Annotated in this window: 19 protein-coding genes and 3 riboswitches; of the genes, 16 read left to right on the top strand and 3 right to left on the bottom strand. The window is 54.3% G+C overall.

The window, feature by feature from the left end; all coding sequences use genetic code 11:
* Positions 1-29: 29 nt before the first annotated feature.
* The 7 genes from WMW72_RS33700 to WMW72_RS33675 all read left to right on the top strand — a co-directional run bounded on the left by WMW72_RS33700 (position 30) and on the right by WMW72_RS33675 (position 9,729).
* Positions 30-986 carry a nucleoside hydrolase gene (locus WMW72_RS33700; protein WP_341419971.1) on the top strand — a complete coding sequence of 319 codons (957 nt, stop codon included), beginning with the start codon at positions 30-32 and terminating at the stop codon, positions 984-986.
* Between the two features lie 637 nt (positions 987-1,623).
* Positions 1,624-1,813, top strand: a riboswitch (cyclic di-AMP (ydaO/yuaA leader).
* Between the two features lie 169 nt (positions 1,814-1,982).
* A riboswitch (cyclic di-AMP (ydaO/yuaA leader) is annotated at positions 1,983-2,149 on the top strand.
* Between the two features lie 123 nt (positions 2,150-2,272).
* The gene (locus WMW72_RS33695) at positions 2,273-2,683 is read left to right on the top strand and encodes a hypothetical protein (RefSeq protein WP_341419970.1); all 411 of its coding nucleotides are present in this window, start codon (positions 2,273-2,275) and stop codon (positions 2,681-2,683) included.
* Positions 2,684-2,820: 137 nt separating this feature from the next.
* Positions 2,821-2,898, top strand: coding sequence for a K(+)-transporting ATPase subunit F (gene kdpF / locus WMW72_RS35740; RefSeq protein WP_423227638.1), 78 nt, complete (start codon positions 2,821-2,823; stop codon positions 2,896-2,898).
* 28 nt (positions 2,899-2,926) lie between these two features.
* Positions 2,927-4,603 carry a potassium-transporting ATPase subunit KdpA gene (gene kdpA, locus WMW72_RS33690; protein ID WP_341419969.1) on the top strand — a complete coding sequence of 559 codons (1,677 nt, stop codon included), beginning with the start codon at positions 2,927-2,929 and terminating at the stop codon, positions 4,601-4,603.
* A 22-nt stretch (positions 4,604-4,625) separates the two neighbouring features.
* Complete coding sequence (gene kdpB / locus WMW72_RS33685; RefSeq protein ID WP_341419968.1) at positions 4,626-6,656, top strand: potassium-transporting ATPase subunit KdpB; 2,031 nt, start codon at positions 4,626-4,628, stop codon at positions 6,654-6,656.
* A gap of 39 nt (positions 6,657-6,695) precedes the next feature.
* Positions 6,696-7,304 carry a potassium-transporting ATPase subunit KdpC gene (kdpC, locus tag WMW72_RS33680; RefSeq protein ID WP_341419967.1) on the top strand — a complete coding sequence of 203 codons (609 nt, stop codon included), beginning with the start codon at positions 6,696-6,698 and terminating at the stop codon, positions 7,302-7,304.
* A gap of 73 nt (positions 7,305-7,377) precedes the next feature.
* Positions 7,378-9,729, top strand: coding sequence for a histidine kinase (locus WMW72_RS33675; protein WP_341419966.1), 2,352 nt, complete (start codon positions 7,378-7,380; stop codon positions 9,727-9,729).
* On the opposite strand, the gene WMW72_RS33670 is transcribed toward WMW72_RS33675, so the two are convergent.
* From WMW72_RS33670 to WMW72_RS33660, 3 genes are all read right to left on the bottom strand, one after another.
* Entirely contained in the window at positions 9,705-10,028 is a 324-nt protein-coding gene (locus WMW72_RS33670; RefSeq protein ID WP_341419965.1) for an MGMT family protein, read from the bottom strand. The genes WMW72_RS33675 and WMW72_RS33670 overlap by 25 nt on opposite strands.
* A gap of 114 nt (positions 10,029-10,142) precedes the next feature.
* Complete coding sequence (locus WMW72_RS33665) at positions 10,143-11,273, bottom strand: DUF4261 domain-containing protein (protein ID WP_341419964.1); 1,131 nt, start codon at positions 11,271-11,273, stop codon at positions 10,143-10,145.
* A 163-nt stretch (positions 11,274-11,436) separates the two neighbouring features.
* Positions 11,437-12,447, bottom strand: coding sequence for a LacI family DNA-binding transcriptional regulator (locus tag WMW72_RS33660; RefSeq protein ID WP_341419963.1), 1,011 nt, complete (start codon positions 12,445-12,447; stop codon positions 11,437-11,439).
* 203 nt (positions 12,448-12,650) lie between these two features.
* Here WMW72_RS33660 and WMW72_RS33655 point away from each other — a divergent pair, with 203 nt between their 5' ends.
* From WMW72_RS33655 to WMW72_RS33615, 9 genes are all read left to right on the top strand, one after another.
* Complete coding sequence (locus WMW72_RS33655) at positions 12,651-14,936, top strand: helix-turn-helix domain-containing protein (protein ID WP_341419962.1); 2,286 nt, start codon at positions 12,651-12,653, stop codon at positions 14,934-14,936.
* Positions 14,937-15,106: 170 nt separating this feature from the next.
* A complete protein-coding gene (locus tag WMW72_RS33650) occupies positions 15,107-16,030 on the top strand; it encodes an ABC transporter permease (RefSeq protein WP_341419961.1) in 924 nt (307 codons plus the stop codon).
* A gap of 39 nt (positions 16,031-16,069) precedes the next feature.
* A complete protein-coding gene (locus WMW72_RS33645) occupies positions 16,070-16,933 on the top strand; it encodes a carbohydrate ABC transporter permease (protein ID WP_423227637.1) in 864 nt (287 codons plus the stop codon).
* Between the two features lie 59 nt (positions 16,934-16,992).
* Positions 16,993-18,570: an extracellular solute-binding protein gene (locus tag WMW72_RS33640; protein ID WP_341419959.1), complete on the top strand. Its 1,578-nt coding sequence runs from the start codon at positions 16,993-16,995 to the stop codon at positions 18,568-18,570.
* A gap of 112 nt (positions 18,571-18,682) precedes the next feature.
* On the top strand, positions 18,683-20,026 hold the full coding sequence (locus WMW72_RS33635) for a glycoside hydrolase family 30 protein (RefSeq protein ID WP_341419958.1): 1,344 nt from the start codon (positions 18,683-18,685) through the stop codon (positions 20,024-20,026).
* A 317-nt stretch (positions 20,027-20,343) separates the two neighbouring features.
* Positions 20,344-20,706 carry a DUF423 domain-containing protein gene (locus WMW72_RS33630; RefSeq protein ID WP_341419957.1) on the top strand — a complete coding sequence of 121 codons (363 nt, stop codon included), beginning with the start codon at positions 20,344-20,346 and terminating at the stop codon, positions 20,704-20,706.
* 58 nt (positions 20,707-20,764) lie between these two features.
* Positions 20,765-20,956, top strand: a riboswitch (cobalamin riboswitch).
* 97 nt (positions 20,957-21,053) lie between these two features.
* Complete coding sequence (locus WMW72_RS33625) at positions 21,054-22,694, top strand: ABC transporter substrate-binding protein (RefSeq protein WP_341419956.1); 1,641 nt, start codon at positions 21,054-21,056, stop codon at positions 22,692-22,694.
* Positions 22,695-23,636: a nickel ABC transporter permease gene (gene nikB / locus WMW72_RS33620; protein ID WP_341419955.1), complete on the top strand. Its 942-nt coding sequence runs from the start codon at positions 22,695-22,697 to the stop codon at positions 23,634-23,636. It begins immediately after the preceding gene.
* Entirely contained in the window at positions 23,633-24,505 is an 873-nt protein-coding gene (locus WMW72_RS33615; protein WP_341419954.1) for an ABC transporter permease, read from the top strand. Before nikB ends, WMW72_RS33615 begins: the two co-directional genes overlap by 4 nt.
* The last annotated feature ends 23 nt before the right edge of the window (positions 24,506-24,528 follow it).

Below are 24,528 nucleotides of genomic sequence, written 5' to 3'. Positions count from 1 at the left end.
AGTAACTAACCAGACAGGGAGAGATTCCGATGCAACCATTCGAAAAAAAAGTAATCATTGATGCCGATACGGGGATCGACGATGCGCTAGCCATCCTATATGCGCTGAAAGCAACGGATGTACACGTAGAGGGAATCACAACGGTATTCGGGAATATTAGCGTCCAGCAAGCAACGGAGAATACCTTAAGAATTATTCAGCTGGCCAAGACGACCTATGAGATTCCGGTGGTCCAAGGGGCGGAGAAGCCTCTGCAGCGCACCTTGCAGGGCTTCTCTACGAAAGTGCACGGCGAGAATGGAATCGGCGACGTCGAGCTTCCGCCTTCCGCTCAGAAGGCCTTGGGGGAAGAAGCCCATGAGTTTATCTTGCGTAAAGCGGACGAGCTTCCTAATGAGTTAATTATCGTGGCTTTGGGAAGATTAACCAACTTAGCCCAGGCGCTTCAGAAGGATGCAACGTTGGCTCAAAAAATTAAGCATGTATATGTCATGGGTGGAGCTGTTCATGTCCCGGGTAATGTAACCCCCGTGTCGGAGGCGAATATATGGGGCGATCCCGAGGCCGCGGACATCGTGTTTAGCTCGGGGTTACCGATCACCATGGTGGGCCTAGATGTTACGATGAAAACGCTGATTACCCAGCAGCATCTGAACTATCTGCAGGAGCATTGCCAAGAAGAGAACAAGGATATCGTCGAATTTATCAACGAATCCTTACAGTTTTACTTTGACTTCTATCACACCTCGAATTATTGGATGGGAGCTGCCCCGCTGCATGATCCATTAACGATGCTGGTGGCCCTAGAGCCAGGTGTGGTCAAAACCCAACAGATGAAGATTAAAGTGGAATGCCAAAGTGAGATTTGTCAGGGGATGACCGTGGCGGATTTACGGCGTAATGCTTTGGTAGGAAGTCCTGTACAGGTGTGTATAGATGTCGAGGCCGAGTATGCCGTGAATAAATTATTGTCCGTATTTCTTTAAACAGCGTCTATAGCTATGCAGAAGGCATGGAAGGGGAGCAGAAATGCTCCCTTAGCCTGTTTGTAATCAGGCATGTATGCGTCTGAAACGACCTTTGTCACGCCATATGAAAAGAGTCCCTTTCTTCTAAGCAGATCCAATTTGTCAGGCGGAACACTTTTGGAAGGTCTTTTTTTACATGAGGCGCCTCTTCATCTATAAAAATTACGAAATCAGAGGTCATGGCCGCCATTCCGGCATCCTCAATCTTCGTCTCGTGCAACCGGGATTAGTAAATAGTTGTTGGCGGCTGAAACCTGTGCTTACGAGGTTAGCTATCGCGGTTACCCCATTCGCCCGAACTATTGCAAAATAAAACCCGATAAATGGTTAGATTTGTATGATTTGAACCGGAAATCCACGTGAAACCGACTTCAATGGACAGACGCTTCGGTTATCTCCACCTTTTCTAGGCTAAGCTTCTATTTTCGTGATTTTCGAGATAAACAGTAAAATCGGGAGTAAGATGCAGCAATATGGAGATCGAAGATGAATTACTTCCGGATTATGGCGGATTGAACGGGATTTGACGGATGGTCTTTCTTTACAGGACCAACCGGCAAGCGTATGATACAACTCATGAATCAAACAAAGTTTCCATGTTGAATCGCTGAGTTTCCTGGGCTAACCGGGAAAGCGGGGGAACCAATACAGCCAGGCCGAAGCGGTGTGAGAGCCGCTGCGCGCAGGGCATGGGGTGAATCTTGGGGCAGGAAGCGGCTCCGAGTAGGGCGACTCTCACCGCCCGAATCCGTCAGCTAACCCCGTAAGCGTTGGTAGGCAGCCATCTTGGTATCGAAGGACCGTCTTGACTTGTTCTGACATGCGAATGGTGCTTAATGGAGAGAGGATGATGAAGCTTGTGATCGAACCTATCGACCACAGGGCTTAAGCCTCTGTGGTTTTTACTTGTCTTTTTATGAAACAGAAGCCAATGATTTACAAAACGAATGACATGCATCTGATTCGCTGAGTCCTTGAATGGAAAAGGAACGGGGGAACCAACGAAGCTGCCATCGCAGCTTCATGGGGTGAATCCCGGAACAGCCAGGCTGTTCCCGGGTAGGGCGACTCTCACGCCCGAATCCGTCAGCTAACCTCGTAAGCGTTTGGAGAGAGGCAACGATTGTCGTGGGCAAGACACGGTCTATTTGGCTGTGCCTGAAGAAGCCGCGGGAAGAGTTCTTTTCTTCCTGCCGGCTTCTTTTTTGTTGCCTTCTCTTTCTCAATCAATAGGAGGAGAATCCGTGGTACATCAGCGGGAATGGATCTTGGTATCCGCACCGAACAAAGCAGGGGAGCTGTTCATTAGTCAATTGCTGGCCCGGCAGATTCCGTGCGCAGCGATCGTGAACAATCGAGTGGAACAAGAGAGGGTTACTAGAATCGGAGTGAAAATTTCCCACCTCGTGGATACTAAAAATGAGGTTACCTGGATCATGCCGGAGTTCCCGGTAGGTCAAGTCTTTTTATTTGAAAATAGCGTGACGCTGTGCTGCCGCTATCTGCAGATCTGCAGCAAATGGACGACAAAGCCCATCACGATCATCACCCATTCGAGCAGTCCGAGGCTGATGTACAGAAATCTGGGGGCCCGCAATATCATTCATACGTCCAGTCAGGACGTTAGCTTTTTAATTGCATCCATGGACGATTAGGCAGAAGGCTGACCATGAGGAGGGATTTGGATGCTGGATCTAGGTATGGTGCTGCTTCTGGCCGGAGCGTATGTCTTATTCGCAGGCTTCCTAGCCTGGTGCGGAAGCGTAAACCGTGAACCGGAGGGAGATAACAAATGATCGTGGTTGGTGTATGTACGGTGTTTATCTTTATTTATCTCGTCTATGTGCTGGTCAATCCGGAGAAATTCTAGGTTGCTGACAAGGAGGGTCTAAGAAGTTATGGGCATTGTACAAATAGCCGTTGTTATCCTGATCCTGCTGCTGCTGGTGAAGCCGCTCGGCACCTACCTGTACCAGGTGTTCCGGGGCGAGGCGAACGGCACAGATCGCTGGTTTGCCTGGGCGGAGAGGCCGATATACGCACTGATCGGGCTGAAGCAGCGCCGGGGCATGACCTGGAAAACCTACGCGCTAAGCTTTATTCTGACGAACATCGTCCTGGTAGCGACCGGCTACCTCATGCTTCGACTGCAGAAGTTTCTGCCGTTTAACCCGAGCGGCATCGATAATATGGAGCAGACGCTGACATTCAATACGGTCATCAGCTTCATGACCAATACGAATCTCCAGCATTACAGCGGTGAGACTGGCCTCTCGTATTTCTCGCAGATGGCTTTTATTACGATGATGATGTTTACCTCAGCTGCTACGGGGCTGTGCGTGGCGATAGCCTTCATCCGAGCCATCACGAGCAAGGGTGAGACGATCGGCAATTTCTTCGAGGATTTCGTCAAGGCGCATACGCGGGTATTTCTGCCGTTTGCTTTTGTCACCACGCTGGTGCTCGTCGGGCTTCAGGTACCACAGACGCTGCAGCCAACGATCACCGTGAACGGGGTGGAAGGGCCGCAGCAGATTGCGATCGGCCCGGTAGCGGCGCTCGAATCGATCAAGCATCTGGGGACCAACGGGGGCGGCTTCTTCGGGGCGAACTCAGCCCATCCGTTCGAGAATCCGAATCCGCTGACCAACGTGATCGAGATTCTGTCCATGTGGTCGCTGGCGGCTGCGCTCCCGTATACGTTCGGCTTGTTTGCCAAGAACCGCAAGCAGGGCTGGGTGATCTTCTCGGCGATGATGATCTTGTTCGTACTGTTCCTGTCTGCAGCTTATGCCGCTGAATCGGCAGGCAATCCCGTGCTGAACCGGCTGGGCGTGGATGCCTCACAGGGCAGCATGGAGGGCAAGGAGGTACGCTTCGGCATTGCTGGGTCCGCCTTGTTCACAACCGTGACGACGGCGGCGACGACCGGCTCCGTCAACAATATGCATGATACGTTGACCCCGCTCGGGGGGATTACGCCGTTGGCTCTGATGATGCTCAACTGTGTATTCGGCGGCAAGGGTGTTGGTCTCGTCAATATGCTCATGTATGCGATTCTGGCGGTGTTCCTCGCCGGGCTCATGGTCGGGCGCACGCCTGAATTTCTGGGACGGAAGATTGAGGCTAGGGAGATGAGATTGATCGCCGTCGCGATTCTGACGCATCCCTTGATCATTCTGGCGCCGACGGCGCTGGCCCTGATGACGGAGCCGGGCACGGCTGCAATTACGAGTCCGTCGTTCCACGGCATCTCGCAGGTGCTGTATGAATACACCTCCTCTGCGGCCAATAACGGGTCCGGCTTTGAGGGACTTGGTGACAACACGCCATTCTGGAATATATCCACGGGTCTCGTGATGCTGTTCGGCCGGTATATCTCGATGATCGCGCTGCTCGCCGTAGCGGGTTCCATGCTGCGCAAGCAGTGGGTTCCAGAGACGATCGGAACCTTCCGTACGGACAATGGCTTGTTTGTCGGGATACTGGTCGGTACGGTCCTGATCATCGGTGCGCTGACATTTTTACCGGCGGTTGTTCTGGGCCCGATCGCTGAGCATTTAACGATCCGTTAATCGAAGAGGTGGAAATAAGTCCATGAGTACAAGTAGAAAAAAACTGCTAACCGGCGAAATGGTAACAAATGCGATCAAAGACAGCTTCATCAAGCTGAATCCGGTCACGATGATGAAGAATCCCGTGATGTTTATTGTGGAGGTCGGCACCTTCGTCGTACTGCTGATGACGCTCTTCCCCGGCTATTTCGGAACGGAAGGCAGCGTAGGCTTTAACCTGACGGTGTTTGTGATTCTGCTGTTCACGGTGCTGTTCGCGAATTTCGCCGAGGCTTTAGCCGAAGGGCGGGGGAAGGCACAGGCGGATTCCCTGAAGAAAACAAAAACTGAGATCTCGGCGAATAAAGTCTTGGGGAGCGGCATCAAGCTGGTACCCTCCACCGAGCTGCGCAAGGGCGATATCGTCATTGTGTCGCAGGGGGAGATGATCCCGGGGGATGGCGAGGTGATCGAAGGACTGGCCTCTGTCGATGAGTCTGCCATTACAGGCGAATCCGCGCCGGTGATCAAGGAAGCGGGCGGAGATTTCAGCTCGGTCACCGGAGGCACCCGCGTCGTGAGCGATAAGATCCGGGTGCGGATTACGAGCGATCCGGGCGAATCCTTCATCGATCGGATGATTGCCTTGGTCGAGGGAGCCTCCCGGCAGAAGACGCCCAATGAAATCGCGCTGAATACGCTGCTCACCAGCCTGACGCTGATCTTCCTGATCGTCGTCGTGACACTTGCTCCTATCGCCCGGTATGTAGAGATCGAGCTGTCCATCCCGGTCTTGATTTCGTTGCTTGTCTGCCTCATTCCTACGACGATCGGCGGGCTGCTGTCCGCCATCGGCATAGCCGGGATGGACCGGGTCACTCAGTTCAACGTCCTGGCGATGTCTGGCAAGGCTGTCGAGGCGGCGGGGGACATCAATACGATGATTCTCGACAAGACAGGAACAATTACATTCGGGAACCGGATGGCCAGTCAGTTTGTGCCCGTAGGCGCACACCCTGAACGTCTAGTAGGGGAATGGGCGGCGGTCAGCTCCATGAAGGATGAGACGCCGGAGGGCCGCTCGGTGCTGGAGCTGATGAAGAAGCAAGGGCTCACGTACGATGAAGCGATGGCCGAAGGCGGGGCGTTTATCGAGTTCCAGGCGGAAACCCGGATGAGCGGCATTGACCTGAAGGACAGCCGCAAGGTGCGTAAGGGCGCAGTCGACGCCGTGCGCAAGTGGGTGGAGGCCCAAGGCGGCACGGTCCCTGCGGATCTCGGCACTCAAGGCGATGCGATTGCCAAGGAAGGCGGGACGCCGCTGGCGGTAGCCGTCGATCACGAAATCTTTGGACTCATTTATCTGAAGGACACCGTCAAGCCGGGCATGAAGGAACGGTTCGATCAGCTCCGCAAGATGGGGATCAAGACGATCATGTGCACCGGGGATAACCCGTTGACGGCAGCGACCATTGCCAGGGAAGCGGGCGTAGACGATTATATCGCGGAGAGCAAGCCGGAGGATAAAATTGCGGTTATCCGCCGGGAGCAGGCGGAGGGCAAGCTGGTCGCGATGACCGGGGACGGGACGAACGATGCGCCGGCACTGGCGCAGGCGGATGTCGGCCTCGCGATGAACAGCGGGACAGTCGCGGCGAAGGAAGCGGCCAATATGGTCGATCTCGACTCGGACCCGTCCAAGATTATTGAAGTGGTGGCGATCGGCAAGCAGCTGCTGATGACTCGCGGCGCGCTGACCACGTTCAGTATCGCCAATGACGTGGCCAAATACTTTGCGATCATCCCGGCGATGTTCACGCTGGCGATCCCGCAGATGGAAGCCTTGAATGTGATGCGGCTGGGCTCGCCTTTATCAGCGATCCTGTCCGCCCTGATCTTCAATGCGATCATCATCCCGCTGCTCATCCCCCTCGCGATGAGGGGAGTCGCCTACAAGCCGATGAGCTCGACCCGGCTGCTGCAGCGCAATCTGTTCATCTATGGGCTGGGTGGAGTCGTGGTACCGTTTATCGGAATCAAGCTGATCGATCTCGTCGTGCATTGGTGGGTCTAGACCTACTAGACCTGTACAGAGAAGAAGGGTAGGATGAAGATGAATAAATCAGCAAGCGCCGGACAGGAACCGGCCCGGCTTTCCATAAGCGTCGCGATAAGAGTCAGTCTCGTATTCATCGTCTTGTGCGGGATTGTGTACCCGTTATTAAGCACAGGTGTCGCGCAGATGCTGATGCCCGGGAGGGCGAATGGCAGTCTGATCGTGAACAGCAAGGGCGAAGCCGTAGGCTCGGAGCTGATCGGGCAGTCCTTCACCGATCCGAGGCTGTTCCAGGGCCGTGTATCCAGCATTGAGTATAAAGCGGAAGCGTCAGGCTCGAATAACTATGCGCCGTCGAATCCGGAGCTGCAGAAGAGAACGGAGGCATCAATCGCCGACTGGAAGCGGAATAATCCCGACGTGCCTGTCAGTCAGTTGCCTATCGACCTGATCACGAATTCGGGCTCGGGGCTTGATCCGCATATTACGCCGGAATCGGCACACGTCCAGGTCCCACGGATCAGCAAGCTGACCGGGCTGCCGGCCGATCAATTGAATAAGCTGGTCGAAGCGCATACAGAGGGACGCAGCCTGGGGATTTTCGGCGAACCCCGCGTGAACGTGCTGGTCTTGAACCTGGACTTGATTGAGCTATTGAAGAAATAACCCGAAGAAGCCGGACATCGATGCCTCAGATGCTCCGGCTTTACTCCGTAACGGCTGGGACCGGGGAGGAACTATGGACACATTCAGACGCAAGACGCCGGAGGAAATTCTGCTATCCGTCTCCAAGCTGCATCGAGGCCGCTTGAAGGTTTACATCGGGGCGGTGTCCGGCTCGGGGAAGACGTACCATATGCTGAGGGAAGGCCAAGCGCTCCGAAGCCAGGGTATCGATGTGGTCATCTGCGCGGTATCGACCATGCAGCGGCCGGAGACGGTCCAGCAGATCGGCGATCTGGAGCGGGTGCCGAGCATCCACTGGACCCTGAACGGCCGGGAGAAGAAGGATTTGAACCTGGACGCGCTGATCAAGCGTAATCCGGAGGTCGTCCTCGTCGACGGTCTGGCTCACCGGAACCGGGAGGGCGCGCCGCTTCGTACACGGCTGGAGGATATCCAGCGCTTGCTCAGCCATGGTATCAGCGTGATTACGACGGTCAACGTGTATGAGCTGGAGGACGTGCGCGCCGTAGCCAAGAAGCTGACCGGGATCGAGGTTACCGAGACGGTAGCCACGGATGCGCTGGAGCTGGCCGATGAGGTTGTGCTGATCGACGTGACGCCAGAGACGATGCTGGCCCGGGTGGAAGAAGGGGGCTTGCGCGCGGATGGAGCGGCGCTGTTCAAGCGGGGCAATCTGGCGATTCTGCGGGAGCTTACCCTGCGGCTGATGGCGGAGGGCGTCAATGACTCCCTGAAGAAATACCGGGAGGAGCTGGGGCTGATCGGCCCGTCGGGAGCGGCGGAGCGGATTCTCGTCTCCACCCAGTATCACTGGAATGGGTCCATCTATATGCGCCGCGGCCAGCAGATTGCTAAGCGGCTGAACGGTGAACTGCTGGTGGTGACCTTCGTCAACCAGGAGAAGGAGCTGAGCAAGGAGGCCGCGGCCTTCAAGCGTTCGCTGCTGAAGCTGGCGGACCGCATCGATGCGGAATTCCAGGAGCTCCCCCTGTGCTCCCGGCGGGAGCTGCCGACGGTGCTGGTGAACTATGCGCTGGGGCATCACGTCACCCGGATCGTGATCGGGCATTCCAAGCAGACCCGCTGGCAGGAGTTCTGGCAGGGCTCTATTGTGCATGACATGCTGAAGAAGACGCGCAACATCGATGTATTCGTCGTCGCCGACCGCGCCGAGCATGAGGGAGAGCGCATCCTGCCTGCCAAGCTGGCGGCGTCGGTGCCGGAGGATGAGGCGGAGCTGTTCCGCCGGCTCAGCTCGCAGGAGCTGGAGCAGCGCATCCGGCAGATCAAGCGGGGGCGGTTCAAGGTATACATCGGAGCCGCGCCGGGCGTCGGCAAGACGTATACGATGCTAAGGGAAGGCAATGACCTGCTCCGGAAAGGCATTCAGGTGTTCGTCGGATTGCTGGAGACTCACGGACGTGAGGAGACGCAGGCTCAGGTCGGCGCGCTGGAGGTGCTGCCCAGAGCCGTCTTGGACTACAAAGGAACCCGGCTGCAAGAGATGGATACGCAGGAGATCATCCGGCGGAACCCCGAGGTCGTCCTGGTGGATGAGCTCGCGCATACCAATGTGCCCGGAAGCCACTATAAGAAGCGGTATGAGGATGTGCTTGAGATTCTGGCCGCGGGCATCTCCGTGATCACGACCGTCAATGTGCAGCATCTGGAAAGTTTGAACGATGCGGTGGAGCAGATCACAGGGGTCCGGGTCCGCGAGACGGTACCCGATCATATTCTAAGGCTGGCTGATGAGGTTCAACTGATCGACGTCACGCCCGAGTCGCTGCAGCAGCGGATGAAGGATGGCAAGGTGTATGCGATGGAGAAGGTGCATCAGGCGCTGAATCATTTTTTCAAGACAGGGAATCTGATCGCGCTTCGCGAGCTGGCCCTCCGGGAAATCGCCGATGACGTGGATGAACGGCTGGAGGCTTGGGAAAGGAGCAGCAGTGCGCTGAGAGGCCCGTGGCGCAGACAAGAGGTAATCTTTGTATGCGTGAACTATACGCCGCATGCGGAGCGGCTAATCCGGAGGGGCTTCCGGATTGCTTACCGGCTCAAGGCTGTATGGATCGTCACCTATGTACGGCTGGAGACCGTTCCCGAGACACCGGAACTGATCGAACGGCTGGACGTACTGAGGAAGCTCACGGAACGGTTAGGCGGGAAGTTTGAAATTCAATCGGCCCGCGGGAGAAAGGAGCTGCCTCGGGTCTTGGTCGACAAGGCAAACGGGTGCAAGAGCACCCAACTGATCATAGGTCAGGCCAAAACAACCTGGTGGAAGGAGCTATGGCAGGGCTCGATTCTGAAAACCGTCCTTCGCTCCGCGAGGCATATGGATGTGCTGGTCGTCGCCGATTATGAGGCGAGCCATCAGGGATACTCATCTGGCGAATAGCTGTGCAGATACTTCTCCAGATCGTAGCTGCCGTCTGCCTGGGGCGTCACGTCCTCCGCCTCCAGATTCAGCCTTTGCAGCTCCCCGCCGTCGCCTGGCGGGAGGCTGATGCGGCCCTTGCTGTTCATCACCCGATGCCACGGCAGCTGATAGCTGCGGCTGTAGGTGTGCAGGATACGGACCACCTGCCTCGCTCCGCGCGGGCTTCCGGCCAGCGCTGCGATCTGACCGTAGGTCATGATCTTGCCCCCGGGGATTTGCTGGATCAAGTGGATGACTCTTTCTGTAAATGGCTGCATGCTTGATTTCTCCTTGTATGAAAACGAAAGCGAGCCGTGAACGGCTCGCCCTGCTGGTAACGAGAGCTTATTTAGTATACCAATTGCCTATCGGGACGTAAATGTATGGGAGGTTTAGTATTTGATCTTGAGACTTTCTCCGTCGACATATACGCCTTGGGAGCGGGTAATCGGCAGCTTATGTTCTGCCGTAAAGCCGATGGTTTCACCATCCTTTAAAGTTACGTTATGTTCGACCATATAAGTGGAAATGTCAATCAGAAAGTCACGCAGCTCCTCAGGGGAAGTTTGACTATCGAGCACTTCTATTTCATCTTTACCCAATGATTTCAGCCCGCAGGTGTAACCGTTCATCCCTGTTTCGGTTTTGACAAGCCCAAAGTGAACCAGGTTCAGCAAAGGAAACGTGTCATCAGCATTCATCAGTTCGGCCAATTGTATATAAAGCTCTGGCTGAAATACGGTACCGGACATATATAAACCGATAGCATTGGGAAGCTTCAAGCAACTAGCCGCAAGCTTAGCGTACAGCCTGCCGCTATCCATGGGGGAGCCGGAGCGGGTAAATACAGCCAATATAATCTGAGCTACATGTGTCTTGGTAATCTCCGCAGCCTGCCGCCAGAGGTAGTTGCCCTGTGCATAATGCTCGGCCTCTTCGTTCGGTACAGGAGCATCGACAAAGCTTAATGCTAAAGTGAAACCGTCCACTTCAAAGACAAGGATTCCTTCCTCTTTTTCCTCTCGCTTCTGACTTTCTCCATCTGTTGGCGAATAGGAAATGTTCCAGTCCTGCAGAAGGTTCGCCTTCACCTGATCCAGATCGCAATCATGGGAGTTCAGCAGAACGAACCCATTGAAAATACCGGATGAATCGTTGTTAGACTTTGCATCGCCTTCTTGCATGGGTGCAGCCTCAATAGCTGCAGCTTGCTGCATCCAGTACTCGCGGATCATTTCTATCATAGCAATGGCTTCCTGTTTGGCGGTGACCGGGTTATAGAGTTGCATCTCACTGAAGATATGTCCGCAATGCTCCGTATCGGTTGGATTTTCATATCCCCCGCAAACACCTAGGAGCCATTTCCCAAGCCATGTTTTTTTATATTTAAATATGTAGTAATGCATGTCATGTAAATCAAATTCTCCTGCTATTTCAATTTTGCTAGGTATTCGGCCTAGTTCCCGTTCATCGGATAGCCAGTTAATCATGGATTGCATGGCGGCTTGTTGTTGGGTGGTCATTGAATCCTCTCCTGTGTTCCTTCAGCGTTTTTGCTTCAGCTATTAGATCCCTACTACACGCCTTGGTCTGTCTTGAAGATAATGGATGTTTTGGGCTTTGCGCTATTTATTGGTGAGCAGGGTCTTCTTGCAGCAGTAACTGCAGCCGAACACGGCAACAGCATCATCTACCCTCCGAAGACCCGCGGATCAGCAGCTCCGAATCGACGGTAAACACGCGGTTCTCCGCATATTCATCCTCATTCATCATATCGATCAATTTCTCCACGAGCAGCGCGCCCATCGTATAGTTCGGCTGCTTGACCGTCGTGAGCGAAGGCTTCAAGTACTTGCCGATCCGGTTATTATCTACGCCGACGACAGCCAACTGCTCGGGGATTTGAATGCCCAGCTCTGCGCAGGCCCGGTATACCCCGAGGGCCATCTCGTCATTGGCCGAGTAGACGGCGGTAAAGGGAGTCTTCTTGGCGAATAACCGCAGGATCGCCTCATAACCGCCCGATTCGTGAAAGTTTCCGTTCTCGATCAGTTCAGGCTTAAACGGAATGTTGTGCTCCTTGAGCGCCTTCAAGTAACCCTCCAGCCGGTCAAAGCTGTCCACCGCATGGGCAGAGCCATTGATGAAGGCGATCTCCCGGTGGCCGCGTTCTACGAGATGGTGGACCACCTGCATCGAAAACTTCACATTATCGGTGAGGATGCAGGGGATGCGCTCATGCTCCAGCTTTTTTCCTACAATCCCAATCAAATATCCGTGATCGGCAATACTCAGAATCGTTTCATTCGAAGTTAATGGGGCCACCATGATGACTCCGTCGATGGTACGTGTGGTCAACAAGTTCAGAAACTCCAGCTCTTTCTCTTCATTATTAGCTGTATCGCAGATGACCACTTTGTACTTTTTGGAATAAGCGATGTTCTCGATGCCCTTGATGATCTCAGAAAAGTAGGAGTTGCTGATATCGGGGACGATGACGCCGACGATCATTGTTTTTTGCGAGCGAAGATTTTTGGCGGCAGCATGGGGCTGATAACCAAGCTCATGGATGATGTTCATGACCTTGGCCCTCGTTTTCGGCGTAACCTTGCTGCTGTCATTGAGTACGCGAGAGACGGTAGCTGGAGAAACTCCCGCTTTGGCGGCAACGTCGACAATTTTAAAGTGAATATCCATCCGTATCAACCTTCTATGCCCATGTAATGTGTTGTAAGATAAATTTTACTGAGTATTAAGTATAAAATAAATTGAAATCGATTTCAATAAAACAAATTGAATGCGGTTTCAAGCTGGTTTATAATGAATTTGGAAATGATTATTAGCTCCTAAATGGTAGATTTGCAAACCGAATGAAATCGATTTCAGGAGAAGAGGTGACGATGTTGAAAATAGATACGTCTGATTCCAGCATGAAATTCTCCCTTTCTATTTTCCGGTCTTTTACAGTGACCATCGTAGTGACGATTGTGGTGCTATCGGCTATTCTTCATGTTTATTTTGAAGATATAGCACTCAAGCAGACGTATACGAGCACGCTGACCAGTCTGGCCCAGACCAGTGAAGAGGCGTCCATCATGGCGGTGAATGCCCGTACGATGGCCCAGCAAATTTATAATGATGTGACGGTGTCTAAGCTGTTGTATTTCTCTACGGTCGATTCCCTGGATACAGGCAACGCGATGGCTCAGCTGAACTCTTATCGTGCGACTTCGTTATTTATCGATTCCATTTATTTATATAACCCCAAGACCGACACGTTCTACAGCAGTTCCGAGATCAGCGCCAATTCAGTTTGGAGATCAGGCGAGTTCTATGACACGACGGCGGCCGAGATGGTGAAGCATGCCTCCGATTACGACATCCTGATGCCCATCCCCCGGAAAATCCCGTTTGAGGGTCTGATGCTGAGCAGCCAGGAGAAGGAGCGTGAATGCTACAGCTTCCTGCTGTACGACACTTTATCCCATAACGACGAGAAGCCTGTCATTATCGTCAATATTTCCGAAACCCAGCTGCATAAAAATATCGACGGTACGATTTCCAGTTCAGACAAAAATACGTTTATCATCGACCATCAAGGCGTGCTGATCACGAACGGTTGGAAGTATCCGATGCTGACCGCTCTCGCTCATAAGCCCTACATGCAAGAGGTGCTGGGAAGCGAGGAATCGGAGGGGTACTTCGTCTCCGATGTAGACGGAGTGAGGTCGCTGGTGACCTACACGGCTCCCGATGTGCTGGGCTGGCGTTATATCCGGATTGCTCCTTACAGCGTCATCACTGGCGGCCTCAACCATATGAGGGCTTATACGATCGGAATCGCACTCGCGATTCTCGTACTCGGACTGCTGACCTCCTACCTCATCTCCCGCAAATTATCATCCAAGGTCAATCACAAGCTGGTGAAGCTGACGGCGCTCGAGACGGAGCGAAGGAATCACTTCCTGGCGCTCAGGCAGGATGTGGTCCGCGATCTGCTCCTAGGGTCGGGAAGCAGCCATCCTGGAGGCTTGAACGAGAAGTTCCAAGCGTATGAAATCGCTCTGGATGCTCAGTGGCCATTCGCCGTTGTCGTACTGAAGATTGACCGGTACAAGGAGCTTGTGGAGACATACAGCGCAGGCGACCGGAGCCTGCTGAAGATCGGGATCATGAATATTACCCAGGAGCTGCTGAATCCATGCTGCTCTTCCTTGGCAGTTGATATGGGGGACGACCGGATCGCAATTCTGCTGAACACGCCCGGGCCCGGCTCGGAAGCGCAGGCCCGCTTATCCGAGAACTTGTGGCGCGGGATTCAATCGGCAGTCTCTGCTTACATAAAAGTTTCTGTATCCATTGCCCTCAGTTCGGCCAGTGAGGACGCCAGGGGTGTAAGCCGGCTGTACGCGCAGGCGACCGAGGCTTTATTTCACCGGGTGTTCTACGGATATGGCTGTCTGATTGACGCGGAACAAATCGAATGGCTCAAGAAAAAGCAGTACGTATACCCCGTCTCCAAGGAGAAGCAATTGATTGAAGAGCTGATGCTGGGGCGGATCGCCGGGTCACAGCGTATATTGCGTGAGATCGTCGGGGAAACGTCCGGGTACTCCTATAGTTGTTATCACTTGGCCGTATCTCATCTGGCCTTTGCGGTGAATAATGCCGTATCCACGATTCAGAGAAACAACGATATTTCCTGGAATGTGAATGTGAATGCGCTGTTGGCTGAGCTGAACGAGACCGAGCTGGCCGAGCAGATGTACGGAATGTTCTTCGATGTATTCGGGCAAGTATCCGCCAGCCTGGAGGATAAGAAGAACAGCAGGCACGACGAGGTGGTCGGCGGCATTATCGCCATCATACGGGAGAAGTATATGCTTCAGGAGCTGTCTCTGGAAAGTATTGCCGAGGAAATGAACTTATCGGCCACGCATATCGGCAGGTTGTTCAAAAAACATACCTCCAGCACGATCCTGAATTACATTATCGAGGTGCGGATGGACAAAGCGAGGGAGCTGCTGCTGACCACCGATCTTCCGGTTGGAGATACGGCGGAGAAAACCGGCTTCTCGAACAGTCCTTATTTCTACAAGGTCTTCAAGAAAATGAACGGCGTAACCCCGGCCGACTTCCGCAAAAACGGACGGCTGCAGGACACTGCTATCCAGGAGATTGGCTGAGCGAGCCGCACAGCGGAAAAAGTGAAAGCGTACGGAGAAAATAACCTCAACCTGGCAGCAAAAAGTGATAATAATCGGATATGTATAGTTGCCCCGGCCTTGGAGTAGTCCTATGATTGGCCTTACACACCATCGTGTACACAGTCCAATCAAGGTCGGAGGGGAGAAGGATGACGGCACTACAAGGGTTATGGGCGGAGCTATCCAGGAATCGGATCATGTTTCTGATGATAGCCCCGGCCATTCTTTTTTTTATCGTATTCAGCTATATGCCGATGATCGGGATATACCTCGCTTTTACCAAATTCAGCTTCGACGGCGGAATTTTTGGCAGCCCTTTCATTGGGATGGAGAACTTTAAATTTTTGTATCAATCCGGCACGTTATGGAACTTGACCAAGAATACCGTCTTGTTTAACGTCGCTTTTATTTTCATCGGCAATTTCCTGCAGCTGATTTGTGCGATTTTCTTGAGTCAGATTCTCAATAAATATTTCAAGAAAATCACGCAGTCGATTATGTTCTTGCCGTTCTTCATCTCTTGGGTGCTGGTCGGCGCCTTCGTCTTCAACCTGTTCAACTCTGATACGGGCGTCATTAATACGCTGCTCAAGCAGTTCGGCGCGCAGCCCTACGATTTCTACCTTCATACGGAGCCTTGGAAATACATTATCGTCTTCTTCAACGTCTGGAAGGGACTCGGCTATGGCACAGTCATCTACCTGGCCGCGATCATGAGCATCAGCGACGAGTATTATGAAGCCGCTGAGATCGACGGGGCGAATATTTTCCAGCAAATCCGGCATATCACGATTCCTCTGCTCACCCCGACGTTTATACTACTGGTCATCTTCAGCCTGGGAGGCATCCTCAAGGGGCAGTTTGACTTGTTCTATCAGATCATCGGCAGCAACGGTTTGCTGTATGATGCGACGGATATTATCGATACGTACGTGTATCGGGCGCTCGCGGTTAATTTCGATATCGGGATGGGCTCGGCAGCCGGTCTGTATCAGTCGTTCTTCGGCTTCCTGCTGGTCATGACGGTCAACTATATCGTGAAAAAGGTCCGTGAAGAGTATGCGCTGTTCTAAGGAGGAAGCCACGTGAGACGTCAAAAAGATCCGGGGACGATGCTGTTCATGGCTATCGCTTATACCACGATAGCGCTGCTGACCCTGCTGTGCCTGCTGCCATTCTGGCTCATTATCTCGGGCTCGTTTACGTCCGAGAACGAAATCATCGGGGAAGGCTTCAAGTTCTGGCCCAGCGAGCTGTCGATCGATGCGTACAAGGCCGTCTTCCGAAATCCGGAGCAAATTTACCGCGCGTATACGGTCACGATCTGTCTGACCCTCGTCGGGACTTTCCTGGGACTATTCCTGACGTCGATGGCCGGGTATGTGATTGCCCGCAAGGATTTCAAGTACCGCAATAGCATCGCGTTCTTCATGTACTTCACGACGCTGTTCAGCGGGGGGCTGATCCCGTGGTATATCCTCATCGTCAAGTACCTGGAGTGGAAGGACAGCTATCTGGCGATGCTGATTCCCGCCTTGCTCAGTGCCTGGAATATCATCTTGATGAAGAACTTTATGAAATCGATCCCGGATTCGATTATTGAATCCGCCCGCATCGACGGAGCGAATGACTTTACGATCTACGGCCGCTTGATCCTGCCCTTATCGACACCGGGGCTCGCCACGATCGGACTGTTCCTGGCTCTGCATTACTGGAATGACTGGTTTTCCGCGAATATTTTCATGACAACGGAGGCCAAATTTCCCTTGCAGTTCTTCCTGTACAAAATTCTTGCGAACGCCGCCGTGCTGCGCACGGATATTGCGGCGAACCTATCGGCTGTCAACTTCACGGCACCTGCCGAAACACTGAAGATGGCGGTCGCGGTTATCGTCACCGGGCCGATCGTGCTCTTGTATCCGTTCGTGCAGAAGTATTTCGTCAAGGGCCTGACCATCGGTGCAGTCAAAGGGTAGAACCGGTTATACGGCTCACATACCAATCGCTTGTCCATGAATAAGGAGGAGTCTACGATATGAAGAGAAAGCTCGGTACGATCCTGGCCGGCGTCCTGCTGGCTACTACGGCCCTGGCCGGCTGCAGCAGTAATAACGGAACCACACCCGCTCCCTCCACGCCTGGCAAAACAGAGGGCAACACGCCCACGACGCCCGCTCCCAAAGATCCGGACACATCCAAGCCGGTGGAATTGGTCTGGTATCTGGTCGGCGATGTTCACAAGGATACGCCGAGAGTTATGGAAGAGTTCAATAAAATGCTGAAGAAAGACCTGAATGCTACCGTCAAGCTGAACTTCACAACGTGGAACGACTGGCAGACCAAATACAACCTGCTGCTGACGGCAGGTGAGAAGATCGACATGATCTTCAGCTCTTCGTGGGCTGGCTACTTCAAGTACGCCAAGCAAGGGGCCTTCCTCGATCTGACGCCGCTGCTGCCGAAGTATGCGCCGCAAATCCAGAAGCAGGTGCCCGCTCAGGACTGGAGCGACGTCACGTTGGGTGGCAAGATTTATGCGATCCCGAATACGAATCCGGAGTATACGCCCAACGGGATCGTCTACCGGGAGGACTGGAGGAAGGAGCTAAACCTGCCGGAAATCAAGGATCTCGATTCCATCGAGGCCTATCTGGAGGGCATCAAGAAGAACAAGCCGGGCGTTATTCCGATCAACGGCAGCGCGTGGAATGAGGTAAGCACGCTGTTCACCGCCGTCAACGACTTCCAGGTCATCGGCGGGGAGAGCAAAATTATTATCGCCAAGAGCTATGACAAGCCTAGAGATATCGTAGCTTACCCCTTCACGCCGGAGTATGAAGCCTGGGTGAAGAAGATGAAGGAGTGGGCGGATAAAGGCTACTGGTCCAAGAATACGCTTTCATCCAAGCAGGAGGCCGGAGACCTGATCAAGGCAGGCACGGGGGCCGTGTACTGGCGTAACCCTCCTGGCGCAGCGGGTTTCATCACCGATGTGAAGAAGAAAGATCCGAAGATGGAGATCGGCTATTTCCCTTATACACGTCTCAAGGGTTATGCGATGCCGACGATGGCGATTGCCAACGGCATGGCCATTCCGAAGAGCGCAGCAAACCCTGAGCGCTCGCTGATGGTGCTGGAGAAGATCAGAACGGATGCCAAGTATTACAACCTCATCACCTACGGGATTGAAGGTTATAACTATGACCTGATCAATGACGGCAAAAACATCGCCACGCCGTCCAAGAGCCAGGATGCAACGAAGGTCACCCCTTACAGCATTGCCGATTGGGGCTGGAGAAACAAACCGCTGATGAAGCCGACCGCCGGCGGCTGGGAAGGCCTCGATAAGCTGAACGAGGAATTCGCCAAGATGAGCAAGCCGGATATTTTCTCGCCGATCTCGATGGACTACGATCCGGTGAAGACCGAGTATGCGGCAGTGAATCAGGTCGTCGATCAGTACGGCAAGCCGCTGATGATGGGGCTGGTGCCGAACGTCGATCAGGCGATCAAGACGTATCAGGAGAAGCTGAAAGCCGCCGGGATTGACAAGGTACTCGATTATGTGAAGCAGCAATCCAATGCTTATTATGATGAAAAAGGAATTAAATAGCAGGATCTCGAAGTAAGTACACGAGGCGAGCTTCAGATTAATCAAGAAATAAAAAAGGCGGAGGCTGCGGGTCGGCCTCCGTTTTTTGAATTTAAGTGAGGGAGTTGACTCTATGAACCAGGTGTATGTATGGGAATCGACCATCGATGAATCGAAGAAGCTGACTGAGGCGAGTCCACTTTCCTTCTCGGATATCGCCGAGCCGTACAATGATTATGTCATTACCTTGAACGAGGATGTGACCTATCAGCAAATGGACGGCTTCGGGGCTTCGTTCACCGATGCTTCCGCTTGGCTGGTGTATCACGCGCTATCGGATGAGCTTAAGGACGAGCTGATGCGCAAGCTGTTCGACCGCGAGGAAGGCATCGGCATGTCCTTTATCCGCCAGCCGATGGGTGCCAGCGATTTTGCGTGGAAGATATATAGCTACGACGATGTGGAGCCTGGCGAAAGCGACTATGAACTGAAGCGGTTCTCGATCGACCATGACCGGGCTTACATCCTGCCTGTCCTTCATCAGGCCTTGAAGCTGAACCCGGAGCTCAAGGTCATGGCTTCGCCGTGGAGTCCTCCGGGCTGGATGAAGACCTCGGATGCGATGATAGGGGGAAAGCTGAAGCCGGACTGCTATGAGGTGTATGCGCGCTACTTCGTCAAGTTTCTAGATGCTTACGAGGCCGAAGGCATTCCGATCTATGCCGTCACGATGCAGAACGAACCGGGCTATGAGCCCAAGGAGTATCCGGGCATGATCGTGAAGCCGTCGGAGGAAGCGGCGTTTATCAAGTCGCATCTGGGACCGAAGCTGGCGGAGCGGGAGCAGCCCGTCAAGATTATGTGCTATGATCATAACTGGGATGTCCCGAGCCACCCTGATGAGATCTATGAGGATGCCGAAGCGAACCGCTATATCGCAGGGACGGCCTGGCATGTGTACGGGGGGCGCCATGAGGCGATGACGCTGATCAAGAAGCGGTTCCCAGATAAGGACGTTTGGTTCACCGAGGCCTCCGGAGGCCAGTGGATTCCGCCGTTCCACGACGCCTTCATGGATCAGATGAAGCATGTGATCCGCACGACGCGGAACTGGTCGAAGTCGGTGATCTGGTGGAATATCGCGCTGGACGAGAACAACGGTCCGACCGTACTGTCCCGCAGCACCTGCCGTGGGCTGGTGAAGATCGAGCAGCAGACCGGGCAGCTCACCTATAACCTGGATTATTACACCTTGGGCCATATCAGTAAGTTTGTGCGGCCGGGCGCTTACCGGATCGAATCGAATACGTTCGAGGACGACCTGGAAAGTGTAGCATTCCGCAATGAGGATGGCTCCAAGGTTGTCATCGTGTCCAACCGGACGACTGATCCCAAGTTATTTGTGGTGGCGTGTGGCGACCGGACATTCCAGTATACGATAGCTGGGGAAGCCGCCGTTACGTTCAAGTGGGCGTGAGACGAGGCACTGGGCTGGCTGTATCAGAGACCCATCTATGCGGTTGAATACGAATGGATTTTGCTGAAATAACCGGCGGGTTCAGGCCGGGCTTCAGCTGTGGAAAGCCCGCAGGAGATACCTCGTACATCAAGATCCCCTTTCTTTGGAGAGGGGGTTTTGCCGTCTCAGGCAAGTCGCAGCGAGATCTTGTCGGCGGGCGCTGCCGGATAGCTCTGCCAGTCGGATTATTCCTCCTACCCGCCCCGCCGTTGTCCCCTCAGCCTCGCCATGCTATGCTGTCTGTAGAAGTCAGATCCCGTGATGGAGGCCATACGATGCAAACTTTTGTGATGCTTGGCAGTATATTGATGTTTCTGGCGGTTGCGCTGGGTGCCTTCGGTGCGCATGCGCTCAAGGCCAGGCTAACACCGGATAAGATGAAGGTGTACGAGACGGGGGTCCAGTACCATATCGCGCATGCGCTCGGCTTGCTGCTGCTTGGACTGCTGGCGGACCGGTTGCCAGAAGCGTCTCTGATCGTCACAGGCGGCTGGTTTCTGCTGGCCGGCGTGATTTTGTTTTCGGGGAGTCTGTACATGCTGAGTCTGACGGGCAAGCGAATTTTTGGCCCGATTACCCCGCTCGGGGGAGTGGCGTTCCTGATCGGCTGGGTGCTGGTGCTCGTGGCCGTGATCTGATCTCGGGCTTGCCTGAACAGAAAGATTACGATATGATCAGTCTTGTTTCATAGACAACTGCATACCTCAGGGAACAAGGTGCTTGACTGAGGTCAAGCTTAATAGGGAAGTTCGGTGCGATGCCGACGCGGTCCCGCCACTGTAGGGGAGGAGTCTCGGCAAGATGCCACTGATCCGCATATCGGATGGGGAAGGCTGCCGACGGCAGAGATACCCGAGCCAGGAGACCTGCCTGTTCTGACACACAACGTTGACCCCTACGGAGAATAGGGAGGTGTTAAAGACGGCCGTCTTGTTTCCATATCATATGTCGGGACATCTTTAACCTTCCTTGTGTGAAGGTAAAGATGTCTTTTTTATTTATCCAGCAGAAAGAAGGAATCGAACGCATGTATCCATTTGTTCAACAATCCAAGACCAAGCTTCACATGGTTCTATGGGCTCTATGTCTGCTGCTCGTCCTGGCAGGGTGTAGCTCAGCGGCGCCGCAGACCGGCACGCCATCCACAGCCCCCTCCGGCAGCCAGCTTCCGGAGGAAATTGTCCTGGCGGCGCCCCGCGATCTGGCGCCCGGACCGCAAGATGCTTATTACACGAGCACGATCTTATATGTATGGGAGCCGTTGATCACCGCTTCCGAGGACGGACAGCCCGCTCCCAAGCTCGCGGAATCGTGGACGATGTCGGCCGACGGCAAGGAATGGAGCTTCAAGCTGCGGAATAACGTCAAGTTCCATGATGGAGAATCCTTGAACGCGGATGCCGTCATCGCCAACTTTAACCGGTACAAGCAGGTAAGTCCCAAGAGCTCGCCGTTCTATACCCTGGACATCAAGAGTTCTTATCCGGGGCTGAAGGAAGTTGTGAAGCTGGACGATCTGTCATTCAAGCTCGTCTTTGAAAATCCGCAGCCTACGCTGTTGTATGCGATGGTTAACTTCTCTAGCGCGATCTACAGCCCTAAGAACTTCAATGAGAAAGGCGATTTCAACGGCCTTCCTCAAGGAACAGGTCCCTTCAAGCTGATCGAGCATCAGAAGGATCAATATGCACTGCTGGAAGCGTTCGACGGCTATTACGGGGAGAAGGCTGCAACCAAGCGGATTCGCGTCCGTTCGATCCCGGACCCGGATACCCGTTTGGCCGCTTTGAAATCCGGTGAGATTATGGGTGTCATGGATCTTGGAGCGATCCCGCCTACCCTCGCCAAGGAGCTACTGAAGGACCCCCAATTCGAAATTTCGGCAACGAAGTCGACGATTTCTCATTATCTGCACCCGAACGGCAAGAAGGCGCCCTTCGATAATCCGAAGATGCGCCAGGCCGTCAGCCTGATGCTGGACCGTGAGCAATTGGTGAAGGAGCTGTATCTGGGCTACCCGACCGCCACCGCCAATTTCCTGAACAGCACCTCGCCGTTCTACAAGGAAATCAAGCTGGAGCATAAGCCGGATGAAGCCAAGAAGCTGGCAGCAGAGGTGCTGGGCACTCAGCGGCAGTCGATCGATCTGATCGTGCCGACCTACGGCTTGGACCGTTATCCATATAAAGCGCAGGCGGAGCTGTTCCAATCCGTGCTGAAGGATCTGCAGCTGGACGTAAATATCAAGATTCTGGATGGAGCTGCCTTCAAAGACGCACAGGCCAAGGGGGATTACCATCTGGCTCTCGCTACCCAGGGACTGCCGAATGGCGATCCGTTCACCCTCTTCACCAACTATTTCTCCAGCGCTGGCTCCAGCAACAAGAGCTACAGCCTGGGCTATAAGAATGACCGGGTTGACCAACTGCTGAATCAAGCCAAGGGAACCTTGAGCCTGGATGAGCGCAAGGGTATCTACAACGAGCTGCAGACGATCGCCGCTGCGGATCTGCCGACGATTCCCTTATTCAACGATGCCAGTCTGATCGCCTACAATAAAAAAATAAAAGGCTATAAAGCGACGATCTACGGCACTACGCTGCCTCAGCTTGCCTGGGTCAAGTAGATGCGGTATGTCTTCAGGCGGATAGCCGCCGCTATTCCTGTCCTGCTGGGCATTTCTTTCATAGCTTTTGTTCTAAGTGTGGCTTCGCCCGGAGATCCTGCGGTCGAAGCCTTGAGTATGAATGGGATCAAGGAGCCGACCGAGCAGGAGATCGCCGTCAAGCGGCAGGAGCTGGGTCTTGACGATCCGCTGGCTGTTCAGTACGGACGCTGGCTGTGGAGAGCTAGCCATGGCGATCTGGGCACCTCGTATATGACCAAGGAATCCGTGAGCGGGGAGCTGCTGCGCCGGCTGCCGGTCACGCTCAGCGTGTCCGGACTGGCGCTGCTGTTCGCCGCCGGGACCGGGATTCCGCTGGGGATGCTGATGGCGCTCAAGAAGAACGGCTGGTTCGATCATGCGGCCCGGGCGGTCGCCCTGACGCTGATCTCCATTCCCGGCTTCTGGCTGGCGATCCTGCTGATCTCCTTGTTCGCCGAGAAGCTGCACTGGCTGCCGACGAGCGGATATGGCACGTTCCGTCATCTGATTATGCCGGCGCTGGTACTCGCTTCAGGCACGAGCGCGGTGCTGATGCGCCTGACGCGGGCTGCGCTGCTCGAGGTGTGGAACCAGTCGTACATGGTGACGGCCAAGGCCAAGGGACTGCCCGATCTGCGTATCCTGGTCATCCACGCCCTGCGCAACGCGCTGATTCCGCTCGTGACGGTGCTGGGTACTTATTTCGGTGCGATTCTGGGCGGGTCTGTCATTGTCGAGGTGATCTTTGCCGTACCGGGAATCGGCCGGTTCGCGATGGACGGGATTTTCCGCAGGGATTATCCGGTGATCCAGGGCTATGTCGTGTTCACCGGACTGGTGTACGTGATCTTCAATCTGCTGGTCGATCTGTCCTATCTGTGGATTCACCCACAGATGAGAGTGGGAGGGAAGCTGCGATGAAGCCAGAGTCTGTATCAGGCTCAAGTCTGACCGGTCACCGCATAACCTGGCTTAAGGGCACGACAGGGATGGCCGTCCTCATCCTCGCAGCGGTGCTGCTGTGCAGCATTCTGGCGCCATGGCTGGCCCCGTATGATCCCAACCAGGTGAATATGACGGAACGGCTGGCTCCTCTGTCAGCGCATCACCTTCTGGGGACGGATACGCTGGGACGGGATGTATTCAGCCGTTTGCTGTACGGCGGCCGAGTGTCCATCGTGCTGGCGATAGCCGTCACGGCTGTTACGATGCTGCTCGGGCTGGTCATCGGCACGCTGAGCGGGTATTGGGGAGGCTGGGCCGACGATGTGATTCAGGCGGTCGTCAGCATGTTCCAGGGCTTACCGGGACTGGCCTTCATGCTGGCTATAGCCGGCACGCTCGGACCGGGTACAAAGAGCCTGTTCATCGCCCTGATCGTGACATCGTGGCCGGATTTCTCGCGGGTCGTTCGCGGGGAAGTGATGAAGCTGCGGGAGGAAGCCTATGTGGAGGGAATCCGCTCGCTGGGAGCGGGGCATACGTATATCATCGTCCGCCATCTGCTGCCGAATATGATCGGGCCGCTGGTCGTGCTGGGTACGATCCGGGTAGGTCGGGTGATCCTGTCTATCGCTTCGCTCAGCTTCCTCGGGCTCGGTCTGCAGCCGCCCGCCCCGGATTGGGGCGTGATGGTGAACGATGCCAGAGCGCACTTCCGCAGCTACCCGCATCTGATGCTGGCCCCGGGCCTATGCATCGGCGTCGTCTCGTTGTGTATCAACTGGATTGGCGATCATCTCCGGGATCAGCTGGACAAGAAGTCTTCTCCGGATAAATCACTGCTGTAACCGAAAAAGGAGAGTCGATAAGC

It is taken from the genome of Paenibacillus filicis, from assembly GCF_038070315.1.
Taxonomy (GTDB): Bacteria; Bacillota; Bacilli; order Paenibacillales; family NBRC-103111; genus Paenibacillus_G; species Paenibacillus_G filicis.
Note: the sequence above shows the minus strand (reverse complement) of the source record. Positions and strands in the feature narration are given on the sequence as shown.

Coding starts and splice junctions, on each gene's coding strand:
- kdpF (WP_423227638.1), top strand. CDS start 2,821: ATGATCGTGGTTGGTGTATGTACGGTGTTTATCTTTATTTATCTCGTC.
- kdpC (WP_341419967.1), top strand. CDS start 6,696: ATGAATAAATCAGCAAGCGCCGGACAGGAACCGGCCCGGCTTTCCATA.
- WMW72_RS33660 (WP_341419963.1), bottom strand. CDS start 12,447: ATGGATATTCACTTTAAAATTGTCGACGTTGCCGCCAAAGCGGGAGTT.
- kdpA (WP_341419969.1), top strand. CDS start 2,927: ATGGGCATTGTACAAATAGCCGTTGTTATCCTGATCCTGCTGCTGCTG.
- WMW72_RS33675 (WP_341419966.1), top strand. CDS start 7,378: ATGGACACATTCAGACGCAAGACGCCGGAGGAAATTCTGCTATCCGTC.
- WMW72_RS33655 (WP_341419962.1), top strand. CDS start 12,651: ATGTTGAAAATAGATACGTCTGATTCCAGCATGAAATTCTCCCTTTCT.
- WMW72_RS33630 (WP_341419957.1), top strand. CDS start 20,344: ATGCAAACTTTTGTGATGCTTGGCAGTATATTGATGTTTCTGGCGGTT.
- WMW72_RS33645 (WP_423227637.1), top strand. CDS start 16,070: ATGCTGTTCATGGCTATCGCTTATACCACGATAGCGCTGCTGACCCTG.
- WMW72_RS33625 (WP_341419956.1), top strand. CDS start 21,054: ATGTCTTTTTTATTTATCCAGCAGAAAGAAGGAATCGAACGCATGTAT.
- WMW72_RS33665 (WP_341419964.1), bottom strand. CDS start 11,273: ATGACCACCCAACAACAAGCCGCCATGCAATCCATGATTAACTGGCTA.
- WMW72_RS33670 (WP_341419965.1), bottom strand. CDS start 10,028: ATGCAGCCATTTACAGAAAGAGTCATCCACTTGATCCAGCAAATCCCC.
- nikB (WP_341419955.1), top strand. CDS start 22,695: ATGCGGTATGTCTTCAGGCGGATAGCCGCCGCTATTCCTGTCCTGCTG.
- WMW72_RS33635 (WP_341419958.1), top strand. CDS start 18,683: ATGAACCAGGTGTATGTATGGGAATCGACCATCGATGAATCGAAGAAG.
- WMW72_RS33650 (WP_341419961.1), top strand. CDS start 15,107: ATGACGGCACTACAAGGGTTATGGGCGGAGCTATCCAGGAATCGGATC.
- kdpB (WP_341419968.1), top strand. CDS start 4,626: ATGAGTACAAGTAGAAAAAAACTGCTAACCGGCGAAATGGTAACAAAT.
- WMW72_RS33700 (WP_341419971.1), top strand. CDS start 30: ATGCAACCATTCGAAAAAAAAGTAATCATTGATGCCGATACGGGGATC.
- WMW72_RS33615 (WP_341419954.1), top strand. CDS start 23,633: ATGAAGCCAGAGTCTGTATCAGGCTCAAGTCTGACCGGTCACCGCATA.
- WMW72_RS33640 (WP_341419959.1), top strand. CDS start 16,993: ATGAAGAGAAAGCTCGGTACGATCCTGGCCGGCGTCCTGCTGGCTACT.